The following is an 18,032-nucleotide window of genomic DNA, read 5'->3' on the forward strand; positions in this document are numbered from 1 at the left end:
CTGCACAAAGAGAACTTGCTGACTATGTAAAAAAAGCGAAAAAAGAAATGGTGTTTGGCAACCTAACCCACATAATCCCTTGCATAGAAATCTATGAATCCAAAGAATACAACGCCGAAGTGGAAAAAATCATCAAAAAATACTGCAAAGAATGTGAGTGAAAATCTAAAAGATGGCAAAATAGAATATTTCCCCGATATTTCACACGATGAAATCAACGAATATTTTGGAATCACAAACCCAAAAGATTCACAAATCTAAATCAAAATAAAGAAAGGACAAAATGAGCATAGAAATCCGCAATCTAACTAAGCACTTTGATAGGTTTAAGGTTGTGTTGCGATTGACTTCGGGCGTGCTAGATTCTAGATTTTCTCTGCCAAGCGAGAATGCAAAAACATTTATCGCTAAACACAATTTTTCAAACGCGCAAATCACTATGCTAAAACTCTTAAATCTTGAATGCAAAAGCAATAATTTTGAAATATGGATTAACAATGAGTAATTCTTTGTTTGATGATTGTATCGATTCTAGCGTGAAATCTTGTGATAAACCACGCACAAAATCTCACAATAAATCAACATTGATAAAATCCCCTCTGCGCTATCCCGGAGGCAAATCTCGCGCTATCAAATTCTTATCGAAATTTTTGCCAAAGGACATAGATGAGTTTAGAGAGCCGTTTTTTGGTGGTAGCTCTTTTAGCCTTTATCTCGCGCAAAATCCACGCTATAAGCAAACCAAAATCTATGCCAACGATATAAATTCTGAGCTGTTTTGCTTTTGGCAGAGTTTGCAAACGCGCCCAAATGAGCTAATAAACGGGATTTTGGAGCTAAAAAATAGATTTCAAAACGGCAGGGATTTGTATCGCTTTATCCTCTCTAGGCGAGAATCTCCCCTAGACACACTCACGCGTGGAATCGATTTTTTTATCCTAAATCGCATTACTTTTTCAGGCGTTGTCGATAGTGGCGGGTATTCCCAAAAGGCTTTTGAAAGTCGCTTTACGCCAAGCAGTGTGGAGCGACTAGGCACAACGCAAGGGATTTTGGGGAATTTTTGCTTTTCAAATAGCGATTATGCTGGGTTTTTGCAGGGCAAACCTAGCGACAATAAAAGCGTATTTGTATTCCTAGACCCGCCATATTTTAGCGCGAGCAAATCCAAACTCTACGGCAAAAAGGGCATTTTACACACGGCTTTCAACCACAATGAATTATGCCAAAATCTAAAATCCACCAAGCATAAATTTTTGCTAACTTATGATAATAGCGCGTTTATCCGCGAGCTGTATGGGGATTTTTGTCTGGTAGAGTGGGATTTGCAATATGGTATGAATAATGTCAATAGCCAAAATGCCCCCAAAGGCAAGGAACTTTTGATTAGCAATTTTACGCTAGCAAAATGCACTGATGATTTGGCAGGGCAAATGCAGGCAAGCCAAAATCGCATTAGCAAAGAAAATCTTGGTTTGGATTTTGACAAGCAAATCGTGGTTTAAATTTTAAAAGTTAGGGCAAAACGCATAATGCAACAATCTAAAATCACGCAAAATAAAGCAAAAAAATGAAAAGATTTTAAAATTTAAACACAATTTTGCGCAATGTTGCAAAAAAACAAAAAAGCGTGAGTAAAATAGCGAGCAAAATAACACTTACAAGGAAACACAAATGGATTTGAATTTGCACGGCGCGGTTGCGGAGTTTTGGGGAAATCATAGCGAGATTTTGGAGATTTTGCATACCGAGATTTTGCAAGGCTCTTTTACCCAAGAGATTATCGGGCATTTTATTTGCGCGTTTTTGGCGGGCTTTGGCTTTTGCTACGGGCTAAATCCACAGCTTAAAACGCTTGTGTGGAGCGGGGTTTTTGCCGCAGTGGGGCATACTTCGCGCGCTTATCTTATGGAGAGTGGGGCTCTTAGCTTTGCGGGGGCGAGCTTTGTGGCGAGCCTATTTATCGGGCTTTTAGGCACTTTTGTCGCCAAACGACTAAAAGCCCCGATTGAAGTGGTGATTTTCCCTGCTTTGTTGCCGATGTTTCCGGGCAAATACGGGTATCAAAGCATCATTTCGCTGCTAAATTTTATCGAGCATAGGGACGATGCCACGCGCTTAGAGTATCTGCTTAGTTTTTTTGATAATTTTATGATTATGTTCTCCGTCTCGCTCTGCCTTGTGGCTGGCACTCTTGTCGTGCTCTCAATCTTTTATGAGCAAAGCTTTATGATGACACGCGGAATCAAACGGCTAAAAATACGGGAGCATTAAATATTTTTGATTATTAGCGGTTTGATATTGACTCAGAACAACTTAGGGCAGAAATCACATCAATGGCATTAAAAATCTTTAAGGTTGTGCTAGGTATAGATTAGGTGAGTTTAAAGAAAACAAAAAATAGAATTTGATGCTTCATCTAAAACGAAGCATAGTTTTAGATATAATGCAAAAATTAAACAGCAATATTTGTATAAAATATTGCTAAAACTGCTAAGAAGCAATTCGTTTAAGTTGAGTTGAACCAAATAATCACATTAGACATAATCATTGCTTAATATGTTAAAAAAATTTTGATATAGTTCCATATATCCGCATAATGCGGAAATTTAAAGATATGTTTGGATAGGAGTAGTTATGAAAAATGCTAAAAGATTAGAAATAATTAAAGCCATAGAGAAAAAATACAATATTCTATTGATAAATCTATTTAAGGACGAAAAAAATGAATGCAATCAATGTCACAGTAATTGTAATGATTGTGGCTGGGATAGATAGTGCTAAAACTAAAAACAATAAACAGCAGAGATGATTTTTTAAGATACCTTAGCCTTGCTGTCAATAAATTTGCTGGAACAGAAAGTTTCAAGCTTGAAGATTTGGTTTTAGATAAATCTTTGCTCTTAAAATACAAAAAAGATGTAGATAAACTAATTGATGAAACTTTCTTTTTTATAGAACATGACAATGAAAAAGGAAAAAACTTTTATAAAAAAACTTATAGGATTCCCGAAATTTGTCAAAGAACAATACAAGATTTAAAAAATATGAATATCAATCAATATATACTCGATTTTCTTGGTAAGTATCCATTAGTATTGCATACAGAATTTGTAAGATGGCTGGAAACAAAACACAAAAGTATGTTATCGTTTATTTTGGATAAATATTGGCATAATTTTATAATATATTCGTATGAGTATAAATCTTGGTGTCTCGATAATGTTGGTTATTTTGTGCATCATGTGCCAACGCCTAAATACGAACAAACAAACCAAGAATCGGAGGATATTATTTTTGAACACGCCTTATTTTTTTCTGAATACAGAAAAAAGTTCCCTATATCAGAAAACATTCTGTTATACAATATGCCATATAAGATTCTTTCCAATTCTTTACAATTTAAGCAAATTAAAAACATTATTTTTGATCTTGTTTCTGAAATGGTGTATATGCCAAAATTTAGAACAAAAAAGGTAGATGATGAAAAAATAAACAATTTGCTAAAACAGACACAAGAAAACTTAGAGAAAAATGGATTTTATCTAATCAGCAATGGCTTGGATTTTGATGAATATCATATTTTTACTTCACAATTAGGGATTGTCATAAATTATACAAAGATTGAAATAGATAAAACTAGCCCAAGAAAATTCAATAGCCATCGCGCAATGCCGTTACATACGGATGCCAATGATGTTGATATTGTTGCTTGGTTTTGTCAAGAACAGGAAGGATAAGAAAGATGGAAAAATTATTTTAAAAAGTTTGAGGTGTTTTAAAAAGTTTTTTACAAATAATGAGATAGAAATCCTTAAAACTATTCCTATACGCTATCCAATATACAAAAGGTTTTATATGGGTGAATTTCCATTGTTAAAAAATGATAATTTTTATTATGCTCCGTGGCTGGAGCTGGAGTCATATACAGAATCTCAGGCGATTATTTTGAAAAAATTTCGTGATTTTATACAGAATCAAGATGAAATAGTAATTGATATACAAAAAGGTGATATTTTGGTCATTGACAATACAAGCGTTTTGCATGGTAGAAATGCTATTAGTGAAACATCGAATAGAGTCTTATATAGAACACACATTTCTTTACCAAACAACTAAAATGTTTTTTGCCAATATAACAATAAATACGCACCCCAATCACTACACAATTTGACATTATAAAATTCTGTCTCGCCCATATTACTTAAACCTCGTATTATTAGCAATAATTCACTAGCAAAGCATTCTTTGGCGACTTTGCGCATAAACACAATTATTTTTTAAGCATACCACTGCTTGCGTTGGTAGCGTTGTTAAAGTAAAAAGAAGTTTTTTATCAATGCTTAAATTTAATCCCATTGCGTTATGGGACATAAATGCTATCTATTTAGTTTATTTTTTTATCGTTAAAATCTCTCATAATGTTGCTCATAATGATAAAACAATACATTTGTTACTTACATTTATAAGCCACACCTTGAATGTGATATTCGCCCACACTATCGCTAGCGACATACCCAAATCCAAATCCCGTATTTATCATACTCCCACCAGCATTACGAAATCCGCCATCAGAAGCGATAATACTTACCGTGTCGCCACCTAGCGCAAATGCGTTATTTTTTAAATCATTTATTGCAGAGGTTTTAATATCTTTTAGGGAAACTTCTTTTAGAGGGATTCCGCTACAATCGCTGTTTGCAAAACCCTGCACTTCGCCAAGTTTTTTGCAATTACCTTGAGGTGTAGAATTTCCTATTAACTCCACACTTTCAGCACCGCTCACAAGTTGAGTAGGCTGAAAACTACAACACCCACTTAGCAAAATCACAGCCAAAGCAATACTGATTGAAATACTTATCTTATCCATAAACTACCCTTAATATGAAAATTAGCATAAATGACAAGCTATAAATAAGCTACAAAATCTTTATGCCAAAAACGATACTACAAAAAAAAAAAAAAACAGAATCTAAATATGAAAATACAGATTTTGCAATTTTTTACTAATATTTGGATTTTGTGTTTTTGTTGTATTAGTTCATTTTTGTTGTGGTTAGGTTTTGCAAAAAACCAACAAAAAAACAAGAAAGCCCAGATAATAACAAATCATCATTGCAAGCAGTCTTAAAAAAATGCGCACTAACCCATAACTTTAACAAAAATACCTACCCTAAAATCTATTCTAAGATTTTCGCCTTTGTTTTGCCAATGTTTGCCAATCGCACCACAAAACACCTATATAGCATAAAAAATATTGCTATAATTTTGTTTTTTTGCAAAATCATAAAATCTGCGACATAAATCAACAAAATCAAAACACAAAAACAAGCAATACCTCACAAATCACAAAAGGAGCAGTATGCGTCTAAGATGGCGTAATAATCGGCATAACGCACGCAACGAACACGGCGCAAAATTTGCCCTCAAAGGCGCGTTTGCTATTTCTCTTGGGCTTGCGTTTGCGATTTTGTGCGCGATTATCACTGCGCTTGTGAGTATTTTTTCTTTTGATGCGAGCGTGCAGGTGGGCGCGTTTGTGGGGATTCTCGCATTGCTTATAATCCTATGGACAAATCAAGCCCTGCCTCTTGGCATAGTCTCTCTTCTGCCTATCGTGCTTTTCCCAGCTTTTGGGATTTTAGATGTCAAATCCGCCGCGAGCAACTACGCAAACCCCATTATTTTTTTATTTTTGGGCGGGTTTATGCTCGCCACTGCGGTGGAAAAAATCGGGCTTCATAGAATCATCGCCAAATCATTCCTAAGCCATTTCCCTCCCACGCCAAAGGGCGTGATTACCGCGCTTGGCGTGGCGAGCGTGGCATTAGGCAGTGCGCTATCAAACTCCACCGTTGCGCTATTGCTTATCCCTGTGGCGTTGTCCGTGTCAAACGATGAGATTCTAAAAACGCGCTTTTTGCTTAGCGTGGCGTTTGGGGCGAGCATTAGCGGGATTACCACGCCTATTGGCACGCCTCCAAACCTCATTTTCATAGGCTTTTTAGAGACGGTTGGGTTTGAGGGTATCGGCTTTATGACTTGGATTATGATGATGCTCCCGCTTACAATCACAATGCTCTATGCAATGGTGAAAATCCTCTCTTTTGGCTTGCCAAATGACACGCTTCAAATCGAGGTGTTTAAAGAAATCAGCGTGAGTTTTGCGCATAAGCGATTGCTTGTTATGCTTGGCTGTTTGCTGCTTTTGTTGCTACTCAATTCGCCCATTAAGCCCTTTTATGACGGCTTAGGGTTAAATGAAAACGCGGTATTATTGCTATTTGGGCTGCTTATGTTTGTGCCAAAGTTGGGCTTTTTGCAGTGGGAAGATTCTAAGCAGATTCCCTATGAGATTAACTTTTTGTTTGGGGCGGGATTTTGCGTGGCTATGGCGATTTCGGAGATGAGCTTGGGGAGCGCGTTTGCGCCGATTTTTAGCTACCTTTCAAGTTTGCCTATTCTTGTGTTTATCCTGCTTTTGTGCCTGCTTGTGCTGACTTTGAGTATGTTTATTAGCTCTACCGCGCTTATTGCGATTTTGCTCTCCATCATTTTTGCCTCTACAAAGGGCTTTTTAGACCCCCAAATGCAAAGCCTTGTGATGCTTATTGCCACCATTTGCGTGGGCTTTAGCTTTATGTTCCCTATCTCTACGCCTCCAAATGCGATTGTCTTTAGCAAGGGCGGGATAAAGATTTGGGATATGTTCCGCTTTGGGATTTGCCTAAGTGGGGTTGGAATCGTGCTTCTCATCGCCTTTGCGATGCTGTATTGGCGATGGTTTTTGTAGTTTGGGGGCTAGATTTTTGCGTGGTTTTGTTTTAGTTTTTGGATTTTGTGCGTGGATTTTTGTGTGGATTAAAAAATTTACAAGCAAGATTTTGCAGTAGTTTAAAATTTAAAAAGTCTTTTAGTATTATTTTATGATTTTTATTAGGCAGATTTTAGATAGAAACTAGCCTAGCATTTTACAAAACATAAGCATTAAAAGAATGAAATAAGCTAGATTCTAGTGTGCGTTTGCAGTTTAAAAATAAACTAAAAGAGCGATTAGCAAATCCAAAAGTGCCAAAAGATAAGCTAAAAGGTTTTGAAAATGTCTATAAAATCAAGCTAAAATCGCTTGGGTATAGGCTAGCGTATGAGATTGTTGATGAGAGATTAGTGATTCTTGTGCTTGTGGTGGGGAAAAGAGAGAATAACGCCGTGTATGAGGCATTAGCACAACGATTTTAAACAAAACGCATTGCAAAACTCATTGCAAGATAGGTTGCACATATTTTACGCGGATTAAATTTTAAAATCTTATCTACAAGATTTTTGATTTTCTCTATAAGTGTTTTGCTAAGGCATTTTTGATACAGAACTAATGATTTTTGTATCAAGTAATGCGTTTGCTTTAAGTAATATTTAAGTTTTATTGTGGCACAATTCACTCGTTTAGGGGGAGCCGTTTTCCCCACCCTTTCTTTTCTTTCATATTTTCACCCTACTTCATTTTAACAACTCATATATTAAATCATTCAAAAATACTTGGATTTTGGCACTATCTATATTTATGATACATATTGTCATTTTGCTATCATCGTAGATACAGGCATTTAGTCTTGGTTGATTGTTATTATTGAGCTTGTAGAGATTCTCAAAATGAAAAGCGCGATTTCGTATATTGCGTAATAAATGCAATAACAACCTAGATTTATGATAACGCCTTAGCTTAAAACCACTTTTAAATTTGTTTGTATTTTTCACATAGTATCGCTTGAAGTCTAAACTATCCAAAAATGCTTTATCAAAAAGTCTGCCTTCAATTTTGTAGCATTCTGCGATTTTTACCCAAAATCCCAAACTTTGTATAGATACAAGTTTATCGTGGGTGGGGTTTGGCTCTTTTGGCATTTCTAGTGCTGTATCTCTAGGCACGCTATCAAGCCAAGCTATATTATTGGCACACATTATAGAGTCAATTTTATTTCGTAATAAAACCTCTGCGATTCCTATATTTTCACTGATTGAAGCGATAAGTTTGAAGTTTTCAAAATGCTGATTTGGGCTATCATAGCTTAGGATTCGCTTTTTGGAAAATAATGTGTGAATTTTATCTATGCTAAAATTTTTAAAATCTTGCATATTTACCCTTTTTGTCAAATCGCGCTAGATTGTAACCATTTTTAGTTTTGGATTGTCTTAATTTCTTTTAAATCCAAATTATACACTCTAAAACCTCTATTTAGCTTTCAGCTCTGCTTCTAATTTTCTAAAATTGCATTTCAATCCGCCGCGAATATTTTTATCATAATCGCAAATATATTTTAAAGTTTTCATATCAAATCCCAACACTTTCAAACAAATATGATAATCCAACATATCCACGCAATCTTTGATTTGCGAAGTGGCAAAAAAGTTATGTTGCGCATTAAACACACTTTGCATTTTAGCCCAATGATTCAAAGCTAATTTTTCCCACAAATCATTATGTTTTTCTATCAAATCCATTTTTGGCAATCTAAAACTATCCATAATATCTTTGTTATTGTGCCTGCCGTCCCCATAGATTCGTAGCCACCAATAATACACATTTGAATTGATAAGGCAAAACACAAAATATTTATTTTTCACGCTAAAAGATTTTATTTCCGTGCTTTGGTAGGGAATCTCTAAAAACGCGTTATACCAATAATTCCCGCTTGTGCGTATGTATAGAGACTCATCGCCACCAAACAAATCGCCAAGTTTATGTGGCAACTTTTTGAAATAACACAAAAGCTCTAAATTCTTTTCCCCGCCAATTTTTGGGATTCTATGCCTTGTGGCAAAATCGCTACCTAGCTCACTATCAATCAGTAACAAATCACTCACAGGGCTAAATTCTAGTTCCTCGTGCGGAATTTTTTGTCGCACAAAATTGCTCGTTTTAAAAATCGCTTTTTGATTTTCGCCCTTAGAATGCGCAAACAAAATGCTTACGCTTTGAGACATTTTGTCAAACTGCGGAGAGCCATCTCTATCATACGATGAGATTTGTATATTTTTGTAGTTTGAGTGCAAAAGATTTCTAAGCCCGCTTTGTGCCAATGAAAAAGTAAGCGCGTAACTCGTTACAAAACTAAAACGCGCTTTTTGCTTGATAAGATTGTGTGCTAGCTCGGCAAAATTTGAGCTAATCTCGCCAAAATACGAATGCGGAAATGTTGATTCTATAAGTTGTTTTTGATAGTCTTTGTTGAGATTGCCATATGGCGGATTGCCGATGATTAAATCAAAACCCATAAAATCCCCGTTGCTATCCAAAACTTCGGGGAATTCAAACCTCCATTCAAACGCGCCTTTATACTCATCGCCACTTAAAGCAGAATCTAGCCTATGGCGCAGTAGCTTGATATTTGCATAGCTTATCGCTGCTTTTGCCTGCTCATTTTCATTTAGTTTTGTCTCTGCAAAAAGATTGCCCATTCGCCCGCTTAGCCCATCTAGCAGGCTATCATCATCAAGCAAAAAATTCCCAAAATCACGGATATGATTTTTCAACGCTTTTTCTAAGGCTTGCTTTGTTTTAGGGTCTTTGAGCGTTAAGCGAAATGTCGCTTTTAGATTTTGGATTTTAGATTCTATGTCTTTTTTCTTTGGTTTTAGCTCGCTTTGGCTAGAGTGCTTATACTCAAAGACTAGCTTTTGGTAGTCTTTGATTTGCTTGTCGATATTTGGGATATGTCGCAGGCTATCTTGCAGGGCAAATCGACTTATGAGCGAGTTGCCACATTTTATGTTTATATCGATATTTGGGAGGGTTTGCATCTGGTGGCGATGCGCGCTTAAATCTGGCTCATAGCCCTCATCACTACTTGTTAGATAATAGCTATTTTTTAGCAATTCTATCCATAGTCGTAGTTTGCAGATTTCCACAGAATTTGGATTTATATCCACGCCAAAGAGATTATGTTCGATTATGGATTTTTTTAGATGAAAGAGCGTTTTTTGGATAGTTTGGTTATTGTCGTTTGGCTTAGTTGGCTTGCGATAGTCAAATACTTTATCTTGCGCCACATATATGATGATTTCATCATCTTCGATTTTTAGTTCGTATTCGTTTAGCTCATCGCTTAGTCGCAAGTAGTGATAGATGCGCACCATTTCACATAGCACAGAGACTAGGAAATGCCCGCTTCCCACGCTCGGGTCGCAGATTTTCACTTCACGCAAAATCTTTTTAAAATCCTCTTTCCTCTCGCGCTCATCGCGGATTAGCTCGCGCAAATCATCGAAATTTTTGGCATTCCATTTGGGATTTGCTTCGTTAAACTTCTCTACGATGACTTGCTCCAAACTCACACGACACATATAGCTAGTGATAAAATTTGGCGTATAATAGCTCCCCTCTTTGTAGCCATTTAGCTTTTCAAAGACTAGCCCTAGCACATTTGTTTTGATGAGCTCTTTTTGCTCGATGACATTGCTAGATTCCACACTATCAAATCCATCAAATCGCGCACGATTTCGCGCATTATTTTTGCCTGCCTCCCCACTACCATAGTCAAAGCTATCCAAAAACTCAAATATATAATCAAGCAGATTTACGCTCCCAGCCTTTGTCTTGCCGTCTTTTTTGACTTGCGTGGTAGGATAGTAGGCAAATGTGGCGTTATTATCAAGCATAGAGATTTCTAGGATTTCCTCGCATTCTTGCTTCTCAAAGAGGCTAGAATTTAGATGAGGGAGATACGCCAAAGGCGAGCTTGTATCGCGCTTATTATGCGCCTTTGCCAAAATCTCAAAAAACAAATGTGAGAGGGCTTGATAATCTTTTAGCTTAGATTTATTGAGGAAGGCAAGCGAAGTATCATCATTAAAGCGCACCAAATTTGCCTCAATGAGTTTTAAAAATAAGATTCTATTTAGCCATAAAATAATATATTGCATCACAAAATCTAAATCATTTGCTTTGTCCTTGTCGTAGGCTTGCAAATGCGAAAAAATAAGGTGATAAAGCGTGTTGCGCCCCTCTTTGCTCTCTTTGCTAGGTAGGATTAGGATTTTGCCGTTTTTGGTGTATTCAGCAAGCCCTAAGATATAGAGCAATTCATTATAAAATCGCGGGCTTAGCGGGTTGTTTAAGCTAAATTCGCTAAAAAGAAAATCTTTGTGGAAAATCTTGCAAAGCAACTCCACGCGCTTTTTGAGTGCGGGGGTTAGATTTTGGTGGCTAGATTTTGCGTTGCTTTGGGCGATAGATTTTGCGTCTTTTGGTGTGTTTTGCGTGTTTTGCGTTTTGTTGGCGTTTGTCGTGCTAGATTTGTCGCTGTTTTTAAAATTTAAAGATTCCAAATCTATGTAGATTCCATATATTGTCCCCTCAACCACATCAAGTATGTCTTTTGCCTTTGCATAAAAACTGCTTGTGTCGTTTTTGTAGCGAGAAAATGCCTCTTTGATTTTGGAATTTTTTAAAAAAAGTCTATCAAACTCTTTGTAGCTAAAAATAAAAAAACGCGTAAAATCCGTGATGATGATAGATTCTAGCCCATAGTTTTGCTTCTCCCACACTTCGCGCAAATAATACAAAATCGCCTCGTGCAACGCCTTGCAATTCACATTGCTTGGGCTAAACATTTGCTTATTTTTGGTTAGATTTTCGGGCAATTTTGCCTCTATGATGACTTTTGTATGCGCGTTTGTGGCGTTTGAAGTGTCATTTGTATCGCGCTTTATGAGGGCTAAATCAATCGCGCTATTTGCATTTAATGCACCGCTTTCTTGCTCGCTTTGACATTCAAACCCTAACGCATTAAAAAGTTGCGCTAGCTCATTGCTTGCTAGATTGCGCTCGGTGTATTTGGTGGATATGAGATTTTGCTCTAGTTTGTGTTGCACGCTTGATTGGTATGAAGCGATAATGTTTGCAAATTCGCTTAAATGCGTCTTTTCTAATGGCTCTTGGGCGTAGGTAGCATTTATGTCCTCTAGCGCAATGGGATTAAATTTAAGCATTGATAAAAAACTCCTTTAGATTTTGCAATGGTGGTTTTAAATCGTTTTTTTAACGCATTATTCTGTGGAATTTTAGCAAAATTTGACTACTTCAAGGTTTTTATAATAAGTGCATTTGTCGCTCTGATATTTTTAGAATTTGGCACAAAAAGAGCTTGTGATTGTGGCAATATTTTCAATTCTATCTTACAATTTAATAAAACTATAAGAGAGAAGAAGTATAATTACAAATCCAAAACATTAGCCAAGCCATAAAAAATAATAAAATAAAAAGGAAATCAAACAAAGTGGAAGAACAAAAAGAACAAATAAGTTTTGGTGATTTGGGGCTTAAAAAATCCGTGCTAAAGGGCGTGCAAGCGGCTGGGTTTGGCACTCCTAGCCCTATCCAAGCCCAAGCCATACCAGCCGTGCTAAAAGGTGGCGATGTCATCGCCCAAGCCCAAACAGGCACAGGAAAAACCGCAGCTTTTGTCCTGCCAATACTACACAATCTACAAAATAACGGCGAAATCGAAGCGTTAATCATAACCCCCACACGCGAGCTAGCTATCCAAATCAGCGATGAAGCATTTAAGCTAGGTAGATTTTGTCGCACGCGCACGATATGCGTCTATGGCGGGCAAAATATCAAACACCAAATCAGCTTTTTAGACAAAAAGCCACAAATGATGATAGCCACACCGGGCAGATTGCTAGACCATTTACAAAACAATCGCTTGCGCAACTTCGCACCTAGAATCATCGTGCTTGATGAAAGCGATGAAATGCTAGATATGGGGTTTTTAGAATCTATCGAAGAGATTTTTTCATACTTGCCCGAGCAAATCCAAGTGTTGCTATTTTCTGCGACTATGCCAAAACCTATCCAAGAGCTAGCCGACAAACTGCTAATAAACCCTACCAAAATCAAAATCGCACCCGCAGAAGTAACAAACCACGACATCACCCAAAAATACTATGTCATCAATGAAAATGAGCGCAATGAAGCCATAATCCGCCTGCTTGATACGCAAAATCCCACCTCATCTATCATTTTCACGCGCACCAAAAAAGAAGCGGACAATCTAAATGAGTTTTTGCACGCACAAGGATATGATTCTGTGGCGTTGCACGGAGATTTAGACCAGAGGGCTAGGCGAGAGGCGATAAACGCATTTAAAGGACGAAATGCCGATAAAAAACGCACGCCAATCCTAGTCGCCACCGATGTGGCAAGTCGCGGGCTAGATATTAGGAATGTAAGCCATGTGTTTAATTATCATATACCGCTAAACCCAGAGAGCTATATCCACCGCATAGGGCGCACAGGGCGAGCGGGCAAAAAGGGCGTTGCTATCACGCTTGTAAGCCCGCTAGAATATAAAGAATTGCAGCGAATCCAAGATGATGTAGGCTCAAAATTAGAATTATTTGAAGTGCCTATCGACCCCGCACAAGGGCTAAACAAACTGCTAGAAACCAAAATTTCAAATGAAGCGATAGAAGCATATTCACGCATAGGCAATGAAATCGAGCTAAGCCAGCTTTGTCTAAAACTTTTAACGCATTATTTAGAAAAAACAGAAATGCCAAAACTCCCCCAAATGCCACAATCATCTAGCCTAGCAAAAAAAGATTCTAGCAAGTCTAGCCACTCAAAACCATATAACAAGCCAAGAAAAAACCACCAAAACCATAGGCATAGCAACGCTAGCGAGCATTCCTAGCGTGCATTATTTTGGGTATTAAACTTATGTTTGCTAGTGGCTTAAAATCTTAATAAAACAAAAATCTACATAAAAGGAGCAAAAATGGCACTAAAAGAATCTAGCTACATTTGGAAAAATGGCAAACTCATCGCGTGGAAAGACGCTACCACGCATATCCTAAGCCATACGATTCATTATGGAAATGCCGTATTTGAAGGCACTAGGGCGTATATGACGCCAAAGGGACTAGCGATTTTTCGGCTTGATGACCATTGCAAGCGACTTTTAAATTCTGCAAAAATCGCTCGCATAAACTGCCCCTATGATTTAGCGGAGCTAAAGCAAGCGCACATTGAGTTGTTGCGCGCAAATAAGGCGGATTATAAAGGCAATGTCTATATTCGCCCATTTATCTTTCTAGGCTATGGCGTTATGGGCGTGTATCACGCAAACGCCCCTGTGGAGACTGCCATCGCTGCGTGGGAGTGGGGCGCGTATCTTGGCGAAGAGGGCATAAATAACGGAATCAAAGTCAAAATGAGCTCTTTTGCGCGCAATTCTGTGAAAAGCTCGATGGGCAAGGCAAAAGCTGCGGCAAATTATTTCAACTCTCAAATGGCGAAATACGAGGCGATTGCGTGCGGGTGTGAGGAGGCGTTGTTGCTTGATGAGAGCGGGTTTGTGAGCGAGGGAAGCGGGGAGTGCTTTTTTATCGTTAGAGATGGCAAGCTCATCACCCCGCCACACGACTATACGCTAGAATCTATCACCCAAGCCACCACCATAGAAATCGCCCGCGACTTAGGCATAGAAGTGGTGGAGCGCAATATCACGCGCGATGAAGTCTATATCGCTGATGAGGCGTTTTTCACAGGCACAGCAGCTGAAATCACGCCTATAAGAGAGGTGGATTTCTACCCCATAGGCGTGCGAAGTGGCGAAGCAAAGGCAGGTGTCATCACCAAAAAACTCCAAGCAGAGTTTAACAAAATCATCAATGGAGAGAATCCAAAATACGCCCATTATCTTACTTTTATTGATTAAGTTAGATTGATAAAACAAGATATTAGCTATAAATTGATACCCTTGCAAACGCATAAACTAAAATCTAAATCCAAAAGGAGAATCTAATGCCGATTGACTTAAACGAACATTTGAAACGAAAAAATGCCAATAATGGCGCAAACAACCAACATAACGAAAATCCACGCGATTCAAACAACCGAAATAATGGCAACCAAGACAACGATAATAGAAATGGTGGCAAAAATCCATTTCCGCCAAATTTTAATGCAAATTTTGGCATTCCGCCAAATGTGCTAAATTCTCGCTTTGTAACCTATGCCATCGTAGGCATAATCGCCGTGCTACTTTTTGTGATGGCGCGTCCATTTGTGGTGGTAAATTCTGGCGAAACAGGTATCAAAGTAACGATGGGTGCGTATGATTATGAGAATCCTATGAAGCCGGGCTTGCATTTTTTTGTGCCGATTTTCCAAGATGTCATTATCATTGATACAAAGGTGCGCACGCTAAATTTCACTAGCCGAGAAGATATGGGCAATGTCGGCAAAAACCAAAGCATACTGCGAAATGAAGCAATCAATGTGATGGATACAAGCGGTATGACGATTTCTATCGAGCTAACCGTGCAATATCGCTTAGATGAAGCCAAAGTGCCTTTTACGATAGCAAACTACGGGACTGCGTGGGAACAAAAGCTAATCAATCCCGTTATCCGCGACATCGTGCGAAGCGCGGTGGGCAAATATCCCACCGAAGAGCTCCCCACCAAGCGTGATGAAGTGGCAAGCCTTATTTATAATGGATTTAAAACAAGCATAGATGCCGTGCCAAATCAGCCCGTAAAACTAGAATCTATCCAACTACGCGAAATCGTCCTGCCCGAAGAAGTAAAATCTAGAATCGAGGGCGTAGAGCTAGCAAAAAGAGATGCCCAAAAAGCCAAAGAAGAGGCAAATGCCCTGCGTGAGAGAGCAAAAGGTAAGGCAGATTCCCTAGAAATCGAAGCAAAAGGGCAATCTCAAGCAAACCGACTTGTAAATGATAGCCTATCTCAAAGACTTTTAGAACTTCGCCAAATCGAAATGCAGGGCAAATTTAACGAAGCATTAAAAGAAAATAAAGACGCACAAATCTTTCTAACCCCCGGTGGTGCAGTCCCAAATATCTGGGTAGATAGCAAAAGCAAACAGCAAAATTCTGTCATAAGCAAGTAATGATTTTGGCATAAGATTCGCTATTTATCAACACTCAAAGCCCAAAAACAAGGGGAAGTAAATGGCTAAAAAAATCCAAAAGATTCTCTCTCTTTTTGATTGGGATACTTCCCCGCTTATCCCCGCTATCGCCCAAGATAGCGACACAAAGCAAGTCTTAATGCTAGCTTTTATGGACAAAAAAGCATTACATCTTACTTTGCAAAGTGGAGAGATGCACTATTTTTCACGCTCCAAACAGCGCATTTGGCACAAAGGCGAGCAAAGCGGACATTTTCAAATCGTGCAAAAAATCCTAATTGATTGCGATAATGACGCGCTTGTATTTTTCATAAAGCAAAAAGGTGTAGCCTGCCACACGGGGCAAAAAAGTTGCTTTTTTAGAGAAATAGATTTTGACAAATCTAGCGTAAAATCCGCCCCAAAATCCAATCTAAATTCTGGCGTTAATTATGGTGTCATTGATAGTTTATACCACACGCTTTTAGAGCGCAAAAACGCAAACCCCAAAACTTCCTACACCGCTATGCTTTATCAAAAAGGCACAGATACTATCGCCAAAAAAATCATCGAAGAAGCTAGCGAAGTAGCCCTAGCATTCAAAGATTGCGACATTTTAAATGACACTTACGAAAGCGACAAAAATGCGCACGCTAAAAACGACTGCAAAAAATACCGCTTAGCAAAATCTACTACAAAATCCAAAATAGATTCTAGCAATAGCACTGCCAAATCCCAAAATCCACATTCTCATCTAGTCTATGAATGCGCTGATTTGCTCTATCATAGCCTTGTAGCCCTAGCCAAGCACAATATCCACCCAGAGCAAGTAAAAGATGAGCTAGCAAGGCGATTTAATCTTAGCGGACTAGAAGAAAAAGCAAGACGAGCAAAATCCACCACAAAATCTAGCGCAAAATCAAAAACCATAACAACAAAATCTAGAGCAAAATCTAGCAAATCCACCAAGACATACAAAAAAACAAAACCAACAAAGGCAAATAAATAATGTATCCCCCACTATCTTTTGCCCCGCTAAAAGCTATGCTTGTCGCCATAGCAGAGCATATCACGGTAGTCGAGCTAGGCGTATTTATGCTACTTTTTTTAGTCTTTGTTTTTTTCTTTTTTTTATCGCTTGTGTTTTGGCATTTTAGGCGCATACTTTTTGTATTTTTCCTCATAGAAACGGCGATTTTGCTATGTATCCCCTATGGCATTTCCCAAATCTCCCAAAAAATCATCTACCCCATAGAAGTGCGCTATGACAAATTTCGCCCATTTGTCTATACCACAGGGTTTAACTACGACATAGAAATCACTAGCAAAGCAAAGCTCCCCATCAAAGAATGCTTGCTAACCGTTATCCCAAAACGAGCGGGAGCAAACATAATAAAAAAACCAAGACACAGCGTAGAATCTAGCGAAATAGAACCTAACCAAATAGAATCAAATACAAAATCAAATGTGGAATCAAGCACAAAAACAGGCACAGATTCAAATGCAAAATCAAATATCGCTATGGATTCTACCAAACAAGGCGAAGCAGAATCTAGCCAAGCAAATACCACGCAAGAAATGGTGGATTCTAGCACAAAGCAGGATTCTACCAAGACTACACAAGAATCTTTAAGTCAATCTAAAATCGCGCAAAATACGCAAATATCACAAACTAAGCAAGAAAACAACGATGATTCTAAAACGCCCCAACAAACGCAAGAATCTAAAGAATCTGCAAACGCTGAAATGCAAGCCCAAGAATCTAAAGAATCCCAAGAAAACAAAAAGCCCAAAAAACCAAAAACCCCCAAACCCCCCTCACCATACGCCCTCAAAGCCTACAAAATCCTAGATTATCTAGCCCCCATTGACGCATTTGTAGAAGTGCTAACGCTAGACACCCCACTCACATACAACAAAAAAGTCCGCTGGCAAGGAATCATACGAGACTATAAATATGATGAAAACTACGGCGCACAAATCAGCTGTCATTAGCATTTATGCGACACGAAAACACATTGCGTTTGTAACCAAACAAGACAATATTTTTCACGCTAAATTTTTCGCGCCAATCAAAATAATCAAAACAATCAAAAAACGCAAATCACAAACA

General features: G+C 38.2%; 14 protein-coding genes and 1 pseudogene. 12 read left to right on the forward strand and 3 right to left on the reverse strand.

The window, feature by feature from the left end; translation table 11 throughout:
• The first annotated feature begins 283 nt into the window (after positions 1-283).
• The 5 genes from ACWIUO_RS03375 to ACWIUO_RS03395 all read left to right on the forward strand — a co-directional run bounded on the left by ACWIUO_RS03375 (position 284) and on the right by ACWIUO_RS03395 (position 4,119).
• Positions 284-505: a hypothetical protein gene (locus ACWIUO_RS03375; protein WP_454176531.1), complete on the forward strand. Its 222-nt coding sequence runs from the start codon at positions 284-286 to the stop codon at positions 503-505.
• Entirely contained in the window at positions 498-1,505 is a 1,008-nt protein-coding gene (locus ACWIUO_RS03380) for a DNA adenine methylase (protein ID WP_454176532.1), read from the forward strand. Before ACWIUO_RS03375 ends, ACWIUO_RS03380 begins: the two co-directional genes overlap by 8 nt.
• Positions 1,506-1,674: 169 nt before the next feature.
• Positions 1,675-2,274, forward strand: a complete 600-nt coding sequence (locus ACWIUO_RS03385) for a threonine/serine exporter family protein (RefSeq protein ID WP_454176533.1) — start codon at positions 1,675-1,677, stop codon at positions 2,272-2,274.
• A gap of 503 nt (positions 2,275-2,777) precedes the next feature.
• Entirely contained in the window at positions 2,778-3,740 is a 963-nt protein-coding gene (locus tag ACWIUO_RS03390) for a hypothetical protein (RefSeq protein WP_454176534.1), read from the forward strand.
• A gap of 118 nt (positions 3,741-3,858) precedes the next feature.
• Entirely contained in the window at positions 3,859-4,119 is a 261-nt protein-coding gene (locus tag ACWIUO_RS03395; RefSeq protein WP_454176535.1) for a TauD/TfdA family dioxygenase, read from the forward strand.
• A gap of 334 nt (positions 4,120-4,453) precedes the next feature.
• Here ACWIUO_RS03395 and ACWIUO_RS03400 read toward each other — a convergent pair whose 3' ends face one another.
• Entirely contained in the window at positions 4,454-4,870 is a 417-nt protein-coding gene (locus ACWIUO_RS03400) for a DUF4156 domain-containing protein (RefSeq protein ID WP_454176536.1), read from the reverse strand.
• A gap of 492 nt (positions 4,871-5,362) precedes the next feature.
• Between ACWIUO_RS03400 and ACWIUO_RS03405 the strand changes: the two genes are divergently transcribed.
• Both ACWIUO_RS03405 and ACWIUO_RS03410 read left to right on the forward strand, forming a co-directional pair.
• A complete protein-coding gene (locus tag ACWIUO_RS03405; protein WP_454176537.1) occupies positions 5,363-6,793 on the forward strand; it encodes an SLC13 family permease in 1,431 nt (476 codons plus the stop codon).
• Positions 6,794-7,014: 221 nt separating this feature from the next.
• Positions 7,015-7,239: pseudogene (locus tag ACWIUO_RS03410) on the forward strand (type II toxin-antitoxin system RelE family toxin); the annotation flags it as partial.
• Between the two features lie 258 nt (positions 7,240-7,497).
• On the opposite strand, the gene ACWIUO_RS03415 reads toward ACWIUO_RS03410, so the two are convergent.
• Entirely contained in the window at positions 7,498-8,133 is a 636-nt protein-coding gene (locus tag ACWIUO_RS03415) for a hypothetical protein (protein WP_454176538.1), read from the reverse strand.
• A gap of 96 nt (positions 8,134-8,229) precedes the next feature.
• A complete protein-coding gene (locus tag ACWIUO_RS03420) occupies positions 8,230-11,988 on the reverse strand; it encodes a type IIG restriction enzyme/methyltransferase (protein WP_454176539.1) in 3,759 nt (1,252 codons plus the stop codon).
• A gap of 251 nt (positions 11,989-12,239) precedes the next feature.
• Here ACWIUO_RS03420 and ACWIUO_RS03425 point away from each other — a divergent pair, with 251 nt between their 5' ends.
• The 5 genes from ACWIUO_RS03425 (at position 12,240) to ACWIUO_RS03445 (ending at position 17,914) form a co-directional block, all read left to right on the forward strand.
• Entirely contained in the window at positions 12,240-13,697 is a 1,458-nt protein-coding gene (locus tag ACWIUO_RS03425; RefSeq protein ID WP_454176652.1) for a DEAD/DEAH box helicase, read from the forward strand.
• Between the two features lie 84 nt (positions 13,698-13,781).
• Entirely contained in the window at positions 13,782-14,723 is a 942-nt protein-coding gene (locus ACWIUO_RS03430) for a branched-chain amino acid transaminase (protein ID WP_454176540.1), read from the forward strand.
• 86 nt (positions 14,724-14,809) lie between these two features.
• On the forward strand, positions 14,810-15,919 hold the full coding sequence (locus ACWIUO_RS03435) for a prohibitin family protein (RefSeq protein ID WP_454176541.1): 1,110 nt from the start codon (positions 14,810-14,812) through the stop codon (positions 15,917-15,919).
• 61 nt (positions 15,920-15,980) lie between these two features.
• Entirely contained in the window at positions 15,981-16,928 is a 948-nt protein-coding gene (gene hisIE / locus ACWIUO_RS03440) for a bifunctional phosphoribosyl-AMP cyclohydrolase/phosphoribosyl-ATP diphosphatase HisIE (protein WP_454176542.1), read from the forward strand.
• Complete coding sequence (locus ACWIUO_RS03445; RefSeq protein WP_454176543.1) at positions 16,928-17,914, forward strand: DUF2393 family protein; 987 nt, start codon at positions 16,928-16,930, stop codon at positions 17,912-17,914. The genes hisIE and ACWIUO_RS03445 overlap by 1 nt, the downstream gene beginning before the upstream one ends.
• The last annotated feature ends 118 nt before the right edge of the window (positions 17,915-18,032 follow it).

This window comes from Helicobacter sp. T3_23-1056, from assembly GCF_053654535.1.

Excerpts from the sequence above, each read along its gene's own strand:
- ACWIUO_RS03430 (WP_454176540.1), top strand. The coding sequence starts at position 13,782 with ATGGCACTAAAAGAATCTAGCTACATTTGGAAAAATGGCAAACTCATC.
- ACWIUO_RS03445 (WP_454176543.1), top strand. The coding sequence starts at position 16,928 with ATGTATCCCCCACTATCTTTTGCCCCGCTAAAAGCTATGCTTGTCGCC.
- ACWIUO_RS03380 (WP_454176532.1), top strand. The coding sequence starts at position 498 with ATGAGTAATTCTTTGTTTGATGATTGTATCGATTCTAGCGTGAAATCT.
- ACWIUO_RS03385 (WP_454176533.1), top strand. The coding sequence starts at position 1,675 with ATGGATTTGAATTTGCACGGCGCGGTTGCGGAGTTTTGGGGAAATCAT.
- ACWIUO_RS03435 (WP_454176541.1), top strand. The coding sequence starts at position 14,810 with ATGCCGATTGACTTAAACGAACATTTGAAACGAAAAAATGCCAATAAT.
- ACWIUO_RS03420 (WP_454176539.1), bottom strand. The coding sequence starts at position 11,988 with ATGCTTAAATTTAATCCCATTGCGCTAGAGGACATAAATGCTACCTAC.
- ACWIUO_RS03395 (WP_454176535.1), top strand. The coding sequence starts at position 3,859 with ATGGGTGAATTTCCATTGTTAAAAAATGATAATTTTTATTATGCTCCG.
- ACWIUO_RS03400 (WP_454176536.1), bottom strand. The coding sequence starts at position 4,870 with ATGGATAAGATAAGTATTTCAATCAGTATTGCTTTGGCTGTGATTTTG.
- ACWIUO_RS03405 (WP_454176537.1), top strand. The coding sequence starts at position 5,363 with ATGCGTCTAAGATGGCGTAATAATCGGCATAACGCACGCAACGAACAC.
- ACWIUO_RS03415 (WP_454176538.1), bottom strand. The coding sequence starts at position 8,133 with ATGCAAGATTTTAAAAATTTTAGCATAGATAAAATTCACACATTATTT.
- ACWIUO_RS03375 (WP_454176531.1), top strand. The coding sequence starts at position 284 with ATGAGCATAGAAATCCGCAATCTAACTAAGCACTTTGATAGGTTTAAG.
- hisIE (WP_454176542.1), top strand. The coding sequence starts at position 15,981 with ATGGCTAAAAAAATCCAAAAGATTCTCTCTCTTTTTGATTGGGATACT.